Raw genomic sequence first — 17,692 nt, forward strand, 5'->3', positions numbered from 1 at the left:
TCGCGCTATGCGCTTTGATTAGGTAGAATAACGCTCCCATTTTATTTGAGTAGCAAGGATCTCCATGAACTTTAATCGTATCGTCTGTTTTGATTTGGAAATGTGCTGTTGGAGTGTCGACGGCAAAGGAACAACAGGGGAGATCATTGAAGTAGGATTAGCTGAACTTGATTTGCAGGTTGGTGAAGTAGTTAGGCGCGCTCAATATTATGTAAAACCTGAAGAAGATGAAATTTCGCTCTTTTGTGTTGAGCTGACAGGAATTACTCCACGTAAGATTGAAAAGCAAGGTCGACCGTTAGAAGGTGTTTTAAAATCGATGATTAAAAACTTCGGAGGCACAAATAAAATTTATGCTGCTTGGGGTCACGATGAGCTGATTTTAAAAAAAGAATGTGAAGCAAAAGGTATTGAGTTTCCATTTGTTGAATTTATCAACTTAGCAACGTTATATCGCATTAAGTCACGGAAGAAAAATGATCGAATGGGTCAACGTAAAGCGATGGAAGAGTTAAATATTGAGTGGGAAGGAAGACAGCACTCAGGTTATGTTGATGCATATAACTTGGCACAATTAGCTTTAAAAATATTATAAGACTTATACTAATAAGAAACGAAAAATATAAAAAAGGAGCTAATTCAGCTCCTTTTTCTGTTTCTCGATTTAATTGAGATTATTTATTGTCGCGTTTATATAATTCAACAAATGCACGTTGATAAGCAGATGCGATTTTAGTTAGAATATTTTTAGCCATAGCGTCACCTTTATACTTTTTTTAATAAATATCTTGTCTCTATGGCGCGAATTATAGATATTTTAAAAAGTAATAACAGCGAGTAAAATTAATTTATTGCATTAGTTTTTCTAATGATTTATACCTATAATCGATAGGTTCTAATTAGCTCTTTTTGTTGTGAAGCAATGCCTGCGACCTCTATTGTTGATTCTACAAAAGCATGAAGCTGTAGTTCAATGTCATGGCCGTGTTGATTAATTTGGTTGATGTTATTACTGACTTCAGTGGCAGCTTGCGCTTGCTCTTCAGTTGCAATAGATACTTGTGAAATTCGCTCACTGATCTGAGTCACTGTTGCTGAGATATGCTTAAAAGTACTGCTCACATCAAGGCTAGATTCTAATGCTAGTGTCATTTCGCTTTGACTAAGAGCAATTGATGTTTTCGCGTCATTAGCTGCGGTAAGTAAATCACTCATAGTTTCCCTGATACCAGTTGTCTGTTGTGAAGTACTGCCTGCCAACTGGCGAACTTCATCTGCGACAACGGCGAAGCCTCTTCCTTGTTCTCCTGCTCTTGCAGCCTCAATTGCAGCATTTAAAGCCAGTAAATTGGTACTGTCTGCTAATCCTGCAATAATCCCAACCATTGACTGTATTTTCTCTACCTCTCTATCCAAGGTTGCCATTGCGGTTACATTTTTACTAAGAGCATCATTCAGTTGGGTTAATCGTGTTTTATTCTTATCAAGGACGGTTAAGCCAATATCAGCAGCTTGGGTAGCCTTATGAGTTTCTTGATGTGATTCTTGTGTTAATTGGGCAACTTCACTGATGGAAGAGTCTAGCTGAGTAACAATTGAGGTCATCGCTGTTAAGGCTTCGTTTTGCTGCGTTAATCCAGCTTCAATATCATTGGAAACACTACTTGTAATTTCTGAGGTTTGATAAAGTACATCACAGTTATTTGACATATTTACAATTGAATGAGTTGTAGAGTTGATTACTTTATTTAACTTTTTTGCGATCATTTGTAGTTCAGTAGGCCCAATCTCGGGTACTTGTTGTTGATAATTATGAGTTGATAGTCGTTTTAAATGTTCAATGATATTGGTTAATCCTTGTGACATCCAAGATCGTATCCAAGTTGCTACAATCCATAATGTTATGATTAAAAAACAGCTAACTAGTAACATCACTTTTTTGAAAGTAGTAATTGAATCATTTACAGAGATCGCGCGCTTATGAAGCGATACTTCCATAGAGTGCGAGATCTCACTAAGTAGGGTGGTTACGTCTAATGAAATATCAGAAGCGGCATCGATCAATTTTTGTTGTTCTTGCAATAGTGACAGCGCAGTAAGTAATTGTTGTGGAATTGAACGCTCATTTTTTAATTCATTCATTACTATTTCTAACGGTGCGGTTAAGCTCATATAGGAAGGTAAATCTGGATACAACAAGGCTAGATCATCATAAGCTAACTCTAGAGCCGCGATTCGATTATAAATTTCACGATACAATTTTTTTGCTTCTAGCAACTCATCTTCTGCGATTAAACTTAAGAAGGTAGTTTCTAGTGCCATCGAACTGGATACAAACCGGCTAGAAGCATCGTCAGCCTCAGAGCTATTAGTGATTAAAAAAGCACTAATACGGTTCATTTCTGAGCCTATTGAGCTTAAACCATAGCGAAGAGAAGGCAGTTTTTCTGTGATTGATTCTGAGAGGGAAAGGGTCTTTTTTTGTATCGATAAGATACGTGAAGAATAGGCGTTTAATTTCTGTATAGATTGCTCAATTTGGCGGTATTGATTTGCGATTAGTTGGGTTTCTGGCGTAGAGGCTTTCTGTTTTAATTCACGGATTTCAATTTTTGCTTGTTGTTGATATTGCTCGATAGTATTTTGAATTTGGCTAAGATCATTTATATTTTTAGCGTGTAAGCCATCGTTCATGAATGTGACTTGCTGCAAAATGTTTTTTGTCAATTTAGCATTGGATAATGCAGAAGGAAGCATAGTCTGACTCAGTTGAGTAAACTGCTGTCCAACACGGTCAATTCCACGGCTACTTAGTAGTGATAGACAGATAAAGCAAAGGACAATACTGGTTAATAAAATAGTAAATACATGGACTAATGAAATTGATGATTTTTGAAAAGGTTTCATTTATAACCTACACAAATGGAACAAGAAATTATGTGTTAAATAATAAATAGGGTGAATGACGGTAGGGTTACAGAGATATGTCAGTTTTATGAATCAAAAAAAGGAAGCCAAATGACTTCCTCTTTGTTTTATAAGCAGTTAACTAGATAAAAAGTTATGCTTGTGCCTTTTCGACTTGCTCATCGGTACTTTGTTCACCAAGCACTCGGCTTGTTATTGTACCTGCTGTCATTGCGCCACTTACGTTTAGTGCAGTTCGAGCCATATCAATAAGAGGTTCGATAGAGATAAGTAGAGCTGCAATCGTTACAGGTAAACCCATTGCAGGAAGTACTATCAAAGCTGCGAATGTTGCACCGCCACCGACACCGGCAATACCAAATGAGCTTACCGTGATAATGGCAACAAGAGATAGAATAAAGTGAGCATCAATTGGAATTCCCATTGTTGGAGCAACCATTACTGCTAGCATCGCAGGGTAGATACCAGCACACCCATTTTGACCAATGGTTGCCCCAAATGTTGCTGATAAATTCGCAATTGCCGGTGGAACGCGTAGCTTAGTAATTTGAGCTTCAACATTTAATGGGATTGTTGCAGCAGAACTACGAGAGCTGAATGCAAACGTCAATACAGGCCAAATTTTCTTGAAGTAATCAACAGGGTTTACACCAACAAATGAAACCAATAAACCGTGAACGACAAACATCAGAAGAATTGCGACATAAGAAGCAACAATAAAACCAAGGAGATTTAAAATATCGGCAGCATTGGATGTAGCAACAACTTTAGTTAATAGCGCTAAGATACCGTAAGGGGTTAAAGCCATGATCATCTTAACCAAACGCATTACAATTGATTGTGCAACCTCAACAAAGGTATTAATCGGGCCTGCTAGCTCTTCTTTCTCTTGGCTTACTTTACGCGCCGCAATACCAGCAAGGATAGCAAAAATAACCACTGCAATAATTGATGTTGAGCGAGCGCCTGTTAAATCAGCAAATGGGTTAGTAGGAATAAAGCTAACTAACATTTGAGGAATAGTTAAATTACTAACACGGTCAATGCGAGATTCTAGTACGGCAACACGAGCGGTTTCACGAGCACCTTCTGTTAATCCTTCAGCAGACAGCCCAAACATCTGCGTTACACCGATACCAATAAGAGCAGAGATCATTGTCGTTATTAATAAAACACTGATAGTTACGCCACTGATTTTACCTAGTGAACCTGATTTATCGAGCTTAACAACCGCAGAAAACATAGAAACTAATACTAATGGCATGATAACCATTTTTAGTAATCCCACATAACCGCTACCCACAATATTGATCCAATCAAGTGTTGTCTTGATTACAGTACTGCCTTCGCCATGAATTACATGAAGACCTAAACCATAAAGACTACCAGCAATTAAGCCGATAAGAACAAGGCGAGACAGCGTATATTCTTTGCGCTGTTGGGTATTAAGAAAGAAGATAAGACCGATAAAGACGATCAAATTGATGATAACGGCTAATGACATACTGCTTTTCCTGTTTATTTAGTGCGCTCGTTATGTGTCTATTTGAAACAAGCCCTTTGTATTTAAAGGCATAATAACGGTAAGGCTGTCGGTAAGATAAGTGATAAAAGTTATCATATATAACCAAATGGAATATATATTGATTTTTTGGTTATGGTTAAAGCAATAAGGGGATAAATTGAGTATTTGTAGAACAGAATAGGGGGATGAGGTACCATTTCTAAATAATAAAGAGTGAGTGGAAGGAAAAGTAAATGGAACATGAATTCTGGGAAAGTAAGTGGGCAAGTAATGTAATTGGTTTTCACCTACCTGATACAAACCCAATCTTGACTCAATATTGGTCAGCTTTAAAGCCGCAACGTAATGAGACGGTATTTGTTCCTTTATGTGGTAAGTCGATGGATCTTGATTGGCTTGCTGAAAAACATAACTCAGTAACGGGTGTTGAGCTAAGTAAAATTGCAGTTAGAGCCTTCTTTGCTGAGCGCTTATATACACCAACTGTTACGGCATTAACTAGCACTCTTGAACTATATGAGTTTGATGAGTTAACCATTTATTCTGGTGATTATTTTACCGCACCAATTGAAGCCACTGATTTGATTTATGATCGTGCAGCATTAGTCGCGCTACCTAAAGAAATGCGAGCAGAGTACGTACAAGTATTACGCTCTCGTTTAAAAGAAGGTGGGCGCATTTTATTGGTTACATTAGACTATGACCAAACTGAAATGGCAGGGCCTCCATTCTCTGTGCCAGAAGAGGAAGTTCGTACACTATTTTCTGGTATGACAGTTACTCGTTTACAACGTGATGAAGCAGATGCTGAGCATCCTAAAATTAAAAAAGGACTATCACGATTTGCTGAAGAGGTGTGGTTGATTGAGAATTAGATAACTCACCTGAACATAAATTGTTTACTACGATGAAAGCCGCTTAATTTAACTTGGCGGCTTTTTTGTTGATGATGTGTTACTTCATCATAAATTTTGTAATTTGAAAAAGTTGTTACATGGAAATGTGATCATGCATTATTTATAAAGTAGGGGATGTCTTTATGCTTCGTTATCTCCTTACAAATAAGATAATGATAATTATGAAAAAAAATATACTAGCCTCTGCAATTTTACTTTCATTAAGCGGTTATGCTGCGGCGGCGGATGGCGATATCGTTGATGTTACTATTCTTGGTACATCTGACATTCATGGACATTTCATGCCTTGGGATTATTCGAGCGATAAACTCAATATGAAAGGCAGCTTGAGTCAAATTGCCACCAAAGTAAAAACCATTCGAGATGAACAAGATCATGTAATCTTGGTGGATGCAGGCGATACTATACAGGGTAATTTTGTTGAAACCTTTAAAGATGAACCTACTGATCCAATGATGCTCGGCTTTAATGAGATGAAGTATGATGTTTGGGTTCTCGGTAATCATGAGTTTGATTTTGGTCTAGATGTACTTAATCGCTCTTTGAGTCAGTTTAAAGGCACATCATTAGCAGGAAATATCAAACGAAAAGACGGCAACCCATTTTTACCAGCCTATAAAATAATTAAAAAAAATGACATTAAAATCGGCATGATTGGTATGGATACACCAATGACTCAAGTATTTGCTGAAGGTACAAATCGCTTAGAGGGAATGACATTTACTAATCCATCTTTAGAAGTGAAAAAAGTCATCAAACAGATAGACGATAAAGTGGATGCGATTGTATTAGTCGCTCATATGGGGCTTGATAATGAAAATAACATTGAAGCCACAGGGGTGACTGACATCGCAAATGATAACCCAGAAATTGACGCGATTGTTGCAGGTCATATGCACACCCGAATTGATAAAGCGACAGTAAATGGTGTGATTATTACCGAACCAGACAAATATGGACGTGCGCTTTCTCGTATCGACTTACAATTTGAAGAGAAAAATGGGCAGTTTACTCTCGTCAATAAGGATAGCTTCACTTACAAAATTAAAGGTGTTGAATCAGACGAGAAGATGGAAGAGTTATACGCACCTTATCATAAGCGTTTGCGAGAGAATGCGAATCGTGTGGTGGCAGAACTATTGGGTGTTGATTTAGTACCAGAGAATGAAATTGCAGGTATACCACAAGTCCATATTCAAGATACGGGGATCAGCGCTCTTTTCCAAGAAGCGAGCATGCATTACGCACCATTGGCAAACGTGATTGCTTTGCAAATTGATAACGACATGGCAGAGCTCGATGTAGGCAAAATCAAAGCTAAAGATATTGCTTATAACTACCAATACGCGGGTGGTGAAATTACTGTTTACGATATGACGGGTAAAGAGCTTAAGACTTACATGGAATGGTCGGCAGGTTATTTCAATAGTGTAAAAGAAGGGGACGTGACTTATAGTTTCAATCTTGATCGTCGCTCGTCAAAATATTCAACTAATGACTTCTTTGCTGGGGTAACTTATACCATTGATCTAACTAAACCTGCAGGCCAACGTATCACAAATCTTGAGTTTGCTGATGGAAAAGTAATAACGGATACAACCCCAATAAGAATCGGAATGAATAGCTACCGAATGGGGCATTTAACCAAAGCCGGTGGCGTACTTGAAGGACAAGTTTTCCCTGTGTTATTTGATACCGAAGAAGAATTTGGTGAAGATGAAGGGACGATTCGTAATCTAACTATCCGATATTTAAGTGAAGTAAAACATGGTAAATATGAAGGTAAACCAATGAGTCGTTGGGCACTAAGTGGTCTTGATGGTTATGAAAAAGAACGTGAAATAATAAAAGGCTTAGTAAACAGTGGAAAAATTAATGTCCCAACCAGTGATGATGGGCGTTATACCAACGTTGAGTCGATTAACGTAAAAGGTAAGGTGTTTTCGACGAAAGAGGAATTAACTACTTATCTAAGCAAGCTTGAAAAAGAGCTAAAAAAGGCGACAAAAGAGGCTGAAAAAGCCCGAATTCACCGTGATATGGTAATAGCGAAAGCGCTGAATTAACGGAATTACCTCGCTAATAATTGGCTATTAGTGGGGTATTTTTAAGGAAGAAGAGCGCACTCCTTAGGGATATGCGCTCTTTTTGTTATGCTTCAGTTAATATAGGATCTTCGCATGCTACGGCCTTACTAGGCAGCTTTACTTCTTCAAGACGAGCGGTGAAGTGACGTAAAACTGGCGGCTCATAGGTAAAGCTAAGGCCTTTTACATTCTTCGCATTTTCTTTCACTTTCTCAAACGCCTCAATAATAAAGTCCATATGAGTTTGTGTGTAAGTTGCACGAGGAATGGTTAATCGTAGTAACTCAGCTGGGCACGGGTGCTGCTTGCCAGTTGCAGGATCTCTTCCTAGTAGTAATGAACCAATTTCTACAGCACGAATACCTGCAACTTTATATAGCTCACAAGCTAATGCATGAGCAGGAAATTGCTCGCTAGGAACGTGGGGTAATAGTTTACCTGCGTCAACGAATGCAGCATGACCACCCGCTTGTTGGCATACGATCCCTAGAGCCTCTAAACCATTAACTAGATATTGAACCTGGCCAATACGATAGGCGAGCCACTCTTGACGCATTCCGTCATACAAACCAACAGCGAGGCGTTCCATTGCTCCGCCTTCTAATCCACCATAAGTAGGAAAACCTTCTTGTATCACACATAAAGTTCGGCACTCGGTGTAAATATCCATTAAGGAATCATCTTTAAAGCAGAGTAGGCCGCCCATTTGTACCATGGCATCTTTCTTAGCTGACATGGCTAGACCATCGGCATATTTATAGGTTTCTTTGGTGATCTGTTCAATTGTCCAATCTTGGTATCCAGGTTCACGCTGCTGAATAAAAAAGGCATTTTCAGCATAACGAGCAGAATCCATAATCACTGGAATATCGTATTTTTGTGCTATCTCGTAAACGGCTTTTAAGTTGGCAATAGAGACCGGCTGACCACCTGCTGAGTTCGACGTAATAGTACTGACAATGTAAGGTACGTTTTCTGCTCCTGCATCAATAATGGCACTTTCTAATTTATCTAAATCAAAATTGCCTTTAAAATCTGCATTAACAGCAGTATCAAATGCTTCTTTAATGTAGACATTTTTTGCTACACAACAATTGATTTGTGTATGGCCTTGGGTGGTATCAAAGAAGTAATTAGATAGAGCTACCATTTTGCTTCGTTCTAAGCCTTTCTCTATTTCTCTTTTTTTGATGAGTACGGGGATATAGATTTGCTCCGCCCCGCGGCCTTGGTGAGTTGGAATGGTTAATTCATAACCGAAAATGTCTTTTACTGCGTTGGATAGGGCGTAATAACTGCGACTACCACTGTAAGCCTCGTCACCACGTAACATTGCAGCTTGCATGTTTTGAGTGATAGAGCCTGTGCCACTGTCAGTAAGTAAATCAATAAAGACATCTTCACTATCGAGCAAAAATGGATTCATACCTGCTTTGATCATCGCTTCTTCTCGATATTCTCTAGTAGTGCGCTTTACTGGTTCAACAACACGGATACGAAATGGTTCAGGTAAGTGTTTAAAGTTTTCCATAATATATATCTCACAAGGTATTATTATTTTATTAATTAGATAAAATTAATATTTTAGATACAAATAACCACTTCACTAAATAAATAGTAAAATAATATTTAAAATCAAAAGTTGATTATTTATATTTATCAGAAACTAAATGCATATCCATTAATAAAATTAATAGATAGTGATTAATCTGATGAGATCAAGCGCAAAGCACTCAATGTGATAGTAATATCTTGAGAAGTTACTCTGAAGAGAGAATGAATGAAACTTGATAATCCATGTTATACCAGGCTAACAAGCCTAACCATGGTGGAAATTGCAACTTTATAGACATAATTACAGAGTACCCTATATTTTGAAGCAATAATGATAATTCATTAATTATAAAACCATATATAACATAAAAGTGTATTAAATAATCAGATATGTGATCTACATAATTAACTTTAGTTAAATATTAAGGAAATATGAAGATAGGATCACAAATAAAAATAATTCATATATATCTATTATTATTCTCACACAAAAAGTGAGAGTGAAAAATATAATTAGTCATGTAATTAATGCAGTAACATCAAATTTTTATATGTTTATAAAATTAATTCGTTAACTTGTAATTCTTGTCACAGAAATGCTTTCGTTTGAGCATCACAATGCGGCAGCTTTCGAACGAGTTTATTTTTTTGTCGTTCGAGCTATATAACCATCGCAAATATATAATGGAGTTAACTATGTTTGGTATATTCAAACCTAAAATGCATATAGATCGTCTTGCATCCGATCGAATAGACGGCACTTATAGCCGGTTACGTTGGCAGTTGTTTATCAGTATCTTTGTTGGCTATGCTGGCTATTATCTTGTACGGAAAAATTTCAGCTTGGCTATGCCTTATTTGATTGATCAAGGATTTAGTCGTGGTGATCTTGGTGTTGCTTTAGCCGCGGTCTCTATTGCTTATGGTCTTTCTAAATTCTTAATGGGTAGCGTATCAGACCGTTCAAACCCTCGATATTTTTTAAGTGTAGGCTTACTTATGTCTGCCGCTGTAATGTTTTGTTTCGGCTTTATGCCGTGGGCAACCGAAAGTATTGCAGCTATGTTTATATTACTTTTCTTAAATGGTTGGTTTCAGGGAATGGGCTGGCCTGCATGCGGAAGAACGATGGTGCATTGGTGGTCACGTAAAGAACGTGGAGAGTTAGTTTCTGTTTGGAACGTAGCGCACAATGTGGGTGGTGGCTTAATTGGTCCCCTTTTCTTACTAGGTCTTTGGGCTTTTAACGATGATTGGCGCTCAGCATTTTATGTTCCTGCAATTTTTGCCACGTTAGTTGCTGTTTTTATTTGGGCTACATTGCGTGATACCCCTCAATCTTGTGGACTTCCTGCGATTGAAGAATATAAAAATGACTACCCAGATGATTATGATAAATCTCACGAAACAGAGATGACAGCGAAAGAAATCTTCTTTAAATATGTTTTCAACAATAAGTTACTTTGGTCGATTGCGATTGCAAATGCATTTGTATATTTGATCCGTTACGGTGTACTTGATTGGGCGCCAGTATATTTAAAAGAGGCAAAAGACTTCACTGTAGATAAATCGTCTTGGGCATATTTTTTATATGAATGGGCAGGTATTCCGGGCACGCTATTGTGTGGCTGGGTATCGGATAAAGTATTTAAGGGTCGTCGTGCACCTGCGGGGATTCTATTCATGGTATTAGTTACCATTGCAGTGTTGATTTATTGGTTCAATCCTGCGGGTAACCCTACGATAGATATGATTGCTTTAGTAGCTATTGGTTTCTTAATTTATGGTCCTGTGATGCTTATTGGTCTTTATGCTCTGGAGCTTGTACCAAAAAAAGCAGCAGGTACAGCAGCTGGCTTAACAGGATTATTTGGTTATCTTGGTGGTGCAGTGACCGCAAATATTATCCTTGGTTATACAGTGGATCATTTTGGTTGGGATGGTGGTTTTATGATACTAGTGGTCTCTTGTATTTTATCGATTCTGTGTCTGATGTATGCGTTCATTGGTGAATCTAATCATCATAAAGCGAAAGAGAAAAAGCAAATTCCACTGGTTTAATACTATTGGAGTAACATCCAACTTTGCACTTTCAGTAAGCATCTTCTTAATTATAGGAAGGTGCTTTTTATGTACAGGCGTTGATATATATAATGCAGCTAAATAACAAAGTGTTAATTTATTTAGCTGATTACTGGAGATATCTCGGAAAAAAGAAGAAGCATATTCTATACTTAGGTTAAATGGAGTAAAGAAAATAGGAAGGGAACACCATGAAAAGAGTAATATTATTGATAGGTTGTCTTTTATTTAATGTTGCTGTTTTAGCACAAGATACACTAATTGTTGGAGTTGTCCCTCAATTTGAAAGTCATCGAATTCGAGATATTTGGCAGCCAGTGATTGATGAGCTATCAAGTCGAACAGGTCTTCGGTTAGAACTTAGGCAAGCCATTAATATCCCAAGTTTTGAAAAAGAATTAGCTGATGAAGTTTATGATATTGTTTATCTTAATCCGTACCATCTCTTAATGGCAAATCAAGATAATGGATATCTACCCATAGTAAAAGATTCTACTCGCTTATTATCTGGGATTTTAGTGGTTTCAAAAACAAGTGGGATCACATCTATTGAGCAGCTTAATCAACAGGAAATTGCTTTCCCAGCTCCCAATGCACTTGGTGCATCATTAATGATTAGAGCAGAGTTATCCCGGAAAAATATTGAATTTACCCCAGTGTATGTTCATAGTCATTCATCTGTTTATCTAAATACAGCTTTAGGTGTAAGCAAAGCGGGTGGAGGTGTTCTTCATTCACTTAAACAACAGAAAGACAGTATACAAAGTAAATTAACTATTTTGTATCAAACCTCAAAAGTAGCTCCTCATCCTGTCGCTATTCATCCTAGGATCCTTGGTCTTCAACCTGAGATCTATACTGCTTTTGAAGCGATGTTTAAGAGTGAAGAAGGAAAAGAAATGCTTAATAAGATCCCTATGCGAGGTGTTGAGGCTGCAACATTATCTGACTATGATAATTTGAAAACACTAAACTTAGAACGATTTGTTGAGAAGTAACTTGTGAAAATTATCACGAAGTTCATTACGTTATATTCAAGCATTTTAGTGTTGGCATTATTGTGGCTGCATTTTATTTGGGCTCCAAATCTTTTTGAAGAGCAGCGTGAACAATCGATACAATTTGAAACAGCTAAACTTATTATTTTAAGTAATGCAATTGAAAGTAATATTATCACACAAGATCTTGCCGCTCTATTTACCACTCTAGAAGCCACATTAATCGAAAATGAATATTGGACTTACTTGGTAGTAACTCAACCTAATGGGACTCGATTATTCCCTTTAGAGGAAGATACCGCATCAATGAATAAGTATGAAAAAATATCTTATTTGATTAAGATTAAGGAAGATAAGTTAGCAAATATACATCTTTTCATTAATCTTGAACACATTACAGATAATGTTAATTCGTCTGTATTACCTATTTATATAGGAGTGGTTTTAGTTTATTTACTATTTATTACATTTACACTGTTTATTATTTATTACCTTATTTTTATTCCCTTGAATCAGTTGAGAGAAGATGTTGAGAAAGTTGCTAATGGTGATTTAAATATACAGTTTAAAGATCATAGTCATGATGAAATAGGGCAATTTAATCAGTCGCTTAGTAAATTGGTGATGGAAATAATAGACAAAGGAAGAAACTTAGAGGAGAGTGAAAAGCGATTAAAAATACAAAAAGAACGTGCAGAAAATGCCAGCCAAGCGAAAAGTAATTTTGTTGCCTCGATGAGCCATGAAATTAGAACACCGATGAATGCAATAATGGGTAGCGCACAAATACTGAAGCTGACTTTAAAAGAAAAAGAACAGCTAGATAATGTAAACCAGTTAATTATCTCTAGTGAACATCTTCTTGCAATACTTAATGATGTATTAGACCTCTCTAAAATAGAAGCGAATAAAATAAACCTAGAGAGTGAATCTTTTAACTTATTAATGTCACTTTCAAAAGAGTGTGCTCTACATCAATCAGTTATAAATAATGAGCAGGTTAAGTTGCATTTTATTTCATCTGAAAATGCGATCGAATGGGTGATAGGTGATGTCACACGGATAATGCAAATTGTGAAGAACTTAATAACAAATGCATTAAAATTTACGCAAAAGGGAGAGGTTAGATTAACGTATTCAACTAAGAGAGTTGGCAATAAAGCACATATTGCAATTTCCGTGTCTGATACTGGAATTGGGATTGCAGAAGATAAGCAACAACAAATCTTTGAACAATTCTCTCAAGCGGAATCTTCAATAACACGTCGTTTTGGTGGCTCTGGTTTAGGTTTAACTATAGTGACAAAGTTACTTGATGCAATGGAAGGGACCATTTCTGTAGAAAGTACGGAAGGGAAAGGAAGTAAGTTTACTATAAATGTAACATTGAAAATAGATGAGTCTATAAAGTCGGCGATTAACATTAAATCTAAGATCTCTCAACCTAAGCGGCAATATAAAATACTTCTTGTTGATGATAATAAAGTGAATGTTCTTATTTTTTCAAAATACTTAAAACTTGCAGGTCACAAATATGATGTTGCTCATGATGGTGAAACCGCTGTAAATTTAGTGAAAGAAAATAAATATGATGCAGTATTAATGGATTATCATATGCCAATAATGGATGGTAAAGAAGCCACATTGAAGATTAGGGGTTTAGAAGGGAATAACAAAAATACGATTATTATTGGCTGTACCGCTGATGCATTTAATGAAGCTAGATCTGAGTTAATAGAATGTGGGCAAAATGAAGTGATAACTAAACCAATAAAGCCTGAAGAGTTTTTTAATACGTTAAATCAACATGTAATATAAATTTCTATTTAAAAAAGATCAAATTTCTTGTGAAATATATTGTTACCTTTATACAAGAAATAACATAATTTGGTTTTTAAAGTGAAAGTTCTGAGATAAAATGAGGTATAGAACATCATTCTTTATTCGCTTGATAGGTATCATTCAGAAGGAGGTGTGTTATTGCTAATGTCAAGGAAAGTAAATAATGAAAAAAACAATTTTGCTTGTTGTGTGTATTATGTTTGCAATTGCTGCTACAGCGAGCATAGTATCAACCTCTTATATTTCTAATAAAGAAATTGATAGTATCATCTTAAAGAAATCACAAGCTCAAGCTTCTTTATTAGCGATTAATGTAGGATATATACTAGAAAATTCTTCTCAGCCATTGATCGATCTACAAAATTTGATGACCTCTTTAAAAGGGCGATCAGATATTACTTATGCGATAGTTATCGATAAAAACATACAAGCTGTTGCACATAGTGATCAGAAAAAACAAAATAAGATTTATGAAGATAGCTACACAATAAAAGGTGCAAGGCAAGGTGTTGAACAATACTCAAAATGGTATGCCGATGTACAGGAAGTATGGGTATATGACATTATGTCGCCAATTTATGTCAATGGACAGCTTTATGGTACGGTGGATATTGGTATTCCGGTTACAGAAGTGAATGATGCCGCAACAGGGATTTTAATAACTCAACTTATCACCATTGTAGCTATCTTTATTATTTGTATTTGTGTCCTTGTGTGGTTTATGGGGCGCTTGTTCAAGCCGCTATCAGGGTTACAGTTAGCGTTAGAAGATATATCAAAAGGGGATGGCGATCTAACTGTAAGGTTACCAATAAAAGGTCATGATGAAATTGCTCATATCTCGATTGCTTTTAATACATTTGCTGAAAGTATTAATAAAATCATTACTCAAGTTGTAGAGACTGGTTTGGCATTGGGGAATTCGGCTACGGAGTTGAGAAACCAGTCAATAGCTTCTCTTTCTAGAGGTGAGGAGCAGAGTGAGCAATCGTTATTAGTTGTTACCTCTATGCATGAGATGATCGCAACCATTAATGAAATTTCTCTAAATGCAGCGGGTGCTGCCGACTCGGCTGAAAATGCAAATAGAGAAACGCAAGAAGGCAATACAACCCTAAAAGAAGCCACATCAACCATTAGTTCTTTAGCGGATGAAATAAATAATACGGGTATGGTTATTACATCTTTAGCAGAAAGAACTCAATCCATTGGTTCAATACTTGAAGTTATTAGAGGTATTTCAGAGCAGACTAACCTTCTGGCTTTAAATGCGGCAATAGAAGCAGCTCGTGCAGGTGAAGCGGGAAGAGGTTTCGCGGTTGTAGCTGACGAAGTGAGGAACCTAGCGACTAAAACGGCTCAGTCGACAGGTGAAATTCAAAAGATGATAGATCACTTACAAAGTGAAGCTCAAAGTGCGGTTAATGCGATGAACAGCAGTAAAGAGCTAACAATAGAAGGCTCCAGAGCAACAGAGGAAGCTCAAGATGCTTTAGCAAGAATATCTAAGCAAGTGACAGCGATACTTGATTTGAATACTCAAGTAGCCACAGCAACAGAAGAGCAATCAAGTGTTGCGAATGAAATAAATATGAATTTAGATGCGGTTAATAATTCAGTTACTGCAGGGGTTCATGCTAGTCAAGAATTAGAGCTTACCAGTAAAAATTTAGAAGAGTTAGCACACAGATTAGATCGTCATGTTGGTTCTTTTAAAATCTAAAAGTATTAGAGAGTAGGCATAAAAAAGGGCAGTATAGTTACTGCCCTTTTATTAGTATTAAAATTGGTATTATAGGTAAAGTTTTACAAGATCACTTGCTTCAACTTCTTTACCTTCAAGTTGTTGGTTCCAGTTAGTACCAACTAAAACACCATCTTCAGATAACGTAACTAACCAATCTTCAGCAAAGATATCTAGTGGGATTTCTGTTACTTCAAAATCAGCCCATTCTTCAACATTATGGAATGCTGCATCTTCTTTATTAGACCAGAATGGCATTACTTCAGAGTTTTCAAATTCAGTTGATTCAACAGAGATCCAACCTTCTTCGTTATAAAGACTCCAAACTAGTTGCGTTTCTTTTGTTTCTGCAATGAAAAGATCTAAGTTTGCTTGAGTATCTGATGTTAATTTGCTCATGATGATGTCTCGATTAAAATAAACATAATGAATAATAAAGGATTATGAGAAATTTGATACTTAATTCTTAAGATTTAGAATAAAGGTAATAAAAAGGCGAGAAGAGGTAACCTTCTCGCCTTAAAATTATTTCATTTTTTTACAGATACTTATACAACGCGGCAAGCAAAACCTTTTAGGTAGAAACCTTCAGGGTAAGCAGAGTCAAGAGGGTGATCCGCTGCTTGTTCAAAACGCTCAATAAATTGAACTGTACGTTTAGCATCAAGCGCTGCATCTGCAACGATTTTTTGGAATAAACCCGTATCCATCAGACCAGAACAAGAATACGTTAATAGCGTACCGCCTGGGTTCAAGATTTGCATAGCAAGCATATTGATGTCTTTATAACCACGACATGCACCAGTAAGCTGATTTTTTGATTCAGCAAATTTAGGTGGATCCATGATCACAACATCAAATTTAGTGCCGTTATCACGGTACTCACGAAGTAGTTTAAATACATCAGCGTTTAAGAATTCAGCTTTAGATAAATCAAACCCGTTAATCTCAGTATTGTTCTTCGCGTTATCCAGTGCTAGTTGAGAAACATCAGCATTGATAACGTGTTTAGCTCCACCTTTAAGAGCGTAAAGACCAAAACCACCGGTGTAAGAGAAACAGTTAAGTACTGTTTTGTCTTTCACGTACTTGCATGAACGCTCACGGCTATCACGTTGATCAAGATAGAAACCTGTTTTATGACCATTGACGATATCAACGCTAATTTTTACGCCGTTCTCTTCGATGATTACAGATTCTGGTGGCTCTTCACCATGTAGAACGCCAGTGCGTTGTTTTAGACCTTCTTTTTTACGAACAGAAACGTCAGAACGCTCGTAAATATTACATTCTGGATAGCATTCAATTAATGCTTCAACTAGTAGATCTTTGTTTGCTTCTGCGCCAGCACTTAATAATTGGCAAACAAAGTAGTTTTGGTAACGGTCAATCGTGATACCCGGTAAACCATCAGATTCAGCAGCGATTAAACGGTAGCCAGTTAAGCCTTCACGCTCAGCAAGAACATCACGCAAGCCTTGTGCTTGATTTAAACGACGAACAAAGAAGTCTTTATCAACGGCTTCGTTTTTATCAAACGTCCAAACACGAGCGCGGATTTGAGATTGTGGAGAAAAAGCACCACGAGCAAGCCACTCGCCACTGTTTGAATAGATCTCAACTGTTTCACCTAGCTCTGCTTTTCCATCAATGCGGTCAATACCACGAGAAAAGATCCAAGGGTGACGGCGACGTAATGCTTTATCACGTCCTTTTACTAAATAGATTGAAACAGTCATATTGATGCTCTGATGAGTTAATTAGGGGGCTATTCTCTTTGATGTCGCAAGGAAAAGCAAACGAATACCAATCGTAGTAAATAACTGGTCATCCTAGCTTGTTAAAATGCTCGATAACTGCGTTAGAATTTTTGATTGTAGAATAACTACTTATCGAAAAATTCAGCCTTGTTCTCAAGCATTGTTTCTTCGCTATTTCTGATCACTTACTTACTGTGATTGGTATAAGAAGGAGTGAAGAGGGGATTAATCTAAAAGTGCGGAGTTAGATATTAA

Annotated in this window: 12 protein-coding genes; 7 read left to right on the forward strand and 5 right to left on the reverse strand. The window is 36.9% G+C overall.

All coding sequences use genetic code 11. From position 1 onward, the window contains the following. Positions 1–64: 64 nt before the first annotated feature. Entirely contained in the window at positions 65–595 is a 531-nt protein-coding gene (locus tag ACU5DF_RS10365; protein ID WP_045102285.1) for a 3'-5' exonuclease, read from the forward strand. A 284-nt stretch (positions 596–879) separates the two neighbouring features. On the opposite strand, the gene ACU5DF_RS10370 is transcribed toward ACU5DF_RS10365, so the two are convergent. Together ACU5DF_RS10370 and ACU5DF_RS10375 are read right to left on the reverse strand one after the other, a co-directional pair. Further along, entirely contained in the window at positions 880–2,907 is a 2,028-nt protein-coding gene (locus ACU5DF_RS10370; RefSeq protein ID WP_446712784.1) for a methyl-accepting chemotaxis protein, read from the reverse strand. 154 nt (positions 2,908–3,061) lie between these two features. Continuing rightward, on the reverse strand, positions 3,062–4,432 hold the full coding sequence (locus ACU5DF_RS10375) for an L-cystine transporter (protein ID WP_446712785.1): 1,371 nt from the start codon (positions 4,430–4,432) through the stop codon (positions 3,062–3,064). A gap of 254 nt (positions 4,433–4,686) precedes the next feature. Here ACU5DF_RS10375 and ACU5DF_RS10380 point away from each other — a divergent pair, with 254 nt between their 5' ends. Both ACU5DF_RS10380 and ACU5DF_RS10385 read left to right on the forward strand, forming a co-directional pair. Beyond that, positions 4,687–5,328, forward strand: coding sequence for a thiopurine S-methyltransferase (locus tag ACU5DF_RS10380; protein ID WP_446712786.1), 642 nt, complete (start codon positions 4,687–4,689; stop codon positions 5,326–5,328). 203 nt (positions 5,329–5,531) lie between these two features. Next, entirely contained in the window at positions 5,532–7,436 is a 1,905-nt protein-coding gene (locus ACU5DF_RS10385; protein WP_446712787.1) for a bifunctional metallophosphatase/5'-nucleotidase, read from the forward strand. A gap of 85 nt (positions 7,437–7,521) precedes the next feature. Here ACU5DF_RS10385 and tnaA read toward each other — a convergent pair whose 3' ends face one another. Further along, positions 7,522–8,988, reverse strand: coding sequence for a tryptophanase (tnaA, locus tag ACU5DF_RS10390; protein ID WP_446712788.1), 1,467 nt, complete (start codon positions 8,986–8,988; stop codon positions 7,522–7,524). Between the two features lie 719 nt (positions 8,989–9,707). Here tnaA and glpT point away from each other — a divergent pair. The 4 genes from glpT to ACU5DF_RS10410 all read left to right on the forward strand — a co-directional run bounded on the left by glpT (position 9,708) and on the right by ACU5DF_RS10410 (position 15,656). Further along, positions 9,708–11,072, forward strand: a complete 1,365-nt coding sequence (glpT, locus tag ACU5DF_RS10395; protein WP_446712789.1) for a glycerol-3-phosphate transporter — start codon at positions 9,708–9,710, stop codon at positions 11,070–11,072. A 212-nt stretch (positions 11,073–11,284) separates the two neighbouring features. Then, the gene (locus ACU5DF_RS10400; protein ID WP_045102279.1) at positions 11,285–12,091 is read left to right on the forward strand and encodes a phosphate/phosphite/phosphonate ABC transporter substrate-binding protein; all 807 of its coding nucleotides are present in this window, start codon (positions 11,285–11,287) and stop codon (positions 12,089–12,091) included. 3 nt (positions 12,092–12,094) lie between these two features. After that, positions 12,095–13,909 (forward strand): ATP-binding protein, encoded by a 1,815-nt coding sequence (locus tag ACU5DF_RS10405; RefSeq protein ID WP_446712790.1) that lies wholly within the window; start codon positions 12,095–12,097, stop codon positions 13,907–13,909. 187 nt (positions 13,910–14,096) lie between these two features. After that, the gene (locus tag ACU5DF_RS10410) at positions 14,097–15,656 is read left to right on the forward strand and encodes a methyl-accepting chemotaxis protein (protein ID WP_446712791.1); all 1,560 of its coding nucleotides are present in this window, start codon (positions 14,097–14,099) and stop codon (positions 15,654–15,656) included. A gap of 69 nt (positions 15,657–15,725) precedes the next feature. Here ACU5DF_RS10410 and ACU5DF_RS10415 read toward each other — a convergent pair whose 3' ends face one another. Next, the gene (locus ACU5DF_RS10415) at positions 15,726–16,076 is read right to left on the reverse strand and encodes a DUF2750 domain-containing protein (RefSeq protein WP_045102277.1); all 351 of its coding nucleotides are present in this window, start codon (positions 16,074–16,076) and stop codon (positions 15,726–15,728) included. 149 nt (positions 16,077–16,225) lie between these two features. Further along, complete coding sequence (locus ACU5DF_RS10420) at positions 16,226–17,416, reverse strand: class I SAM-dependent methyltransferase (protein ID WP_045102276.1); 1,191 nt, start codon at positions 17,414–17,416, stop codon at positions 16,226–16,228. Between the last annotated feature and the right edge of the window lie 276 nt (positions 17,417–17,692).

The organism is Aliivibrio wodanis, assembly GCF_052920805.1.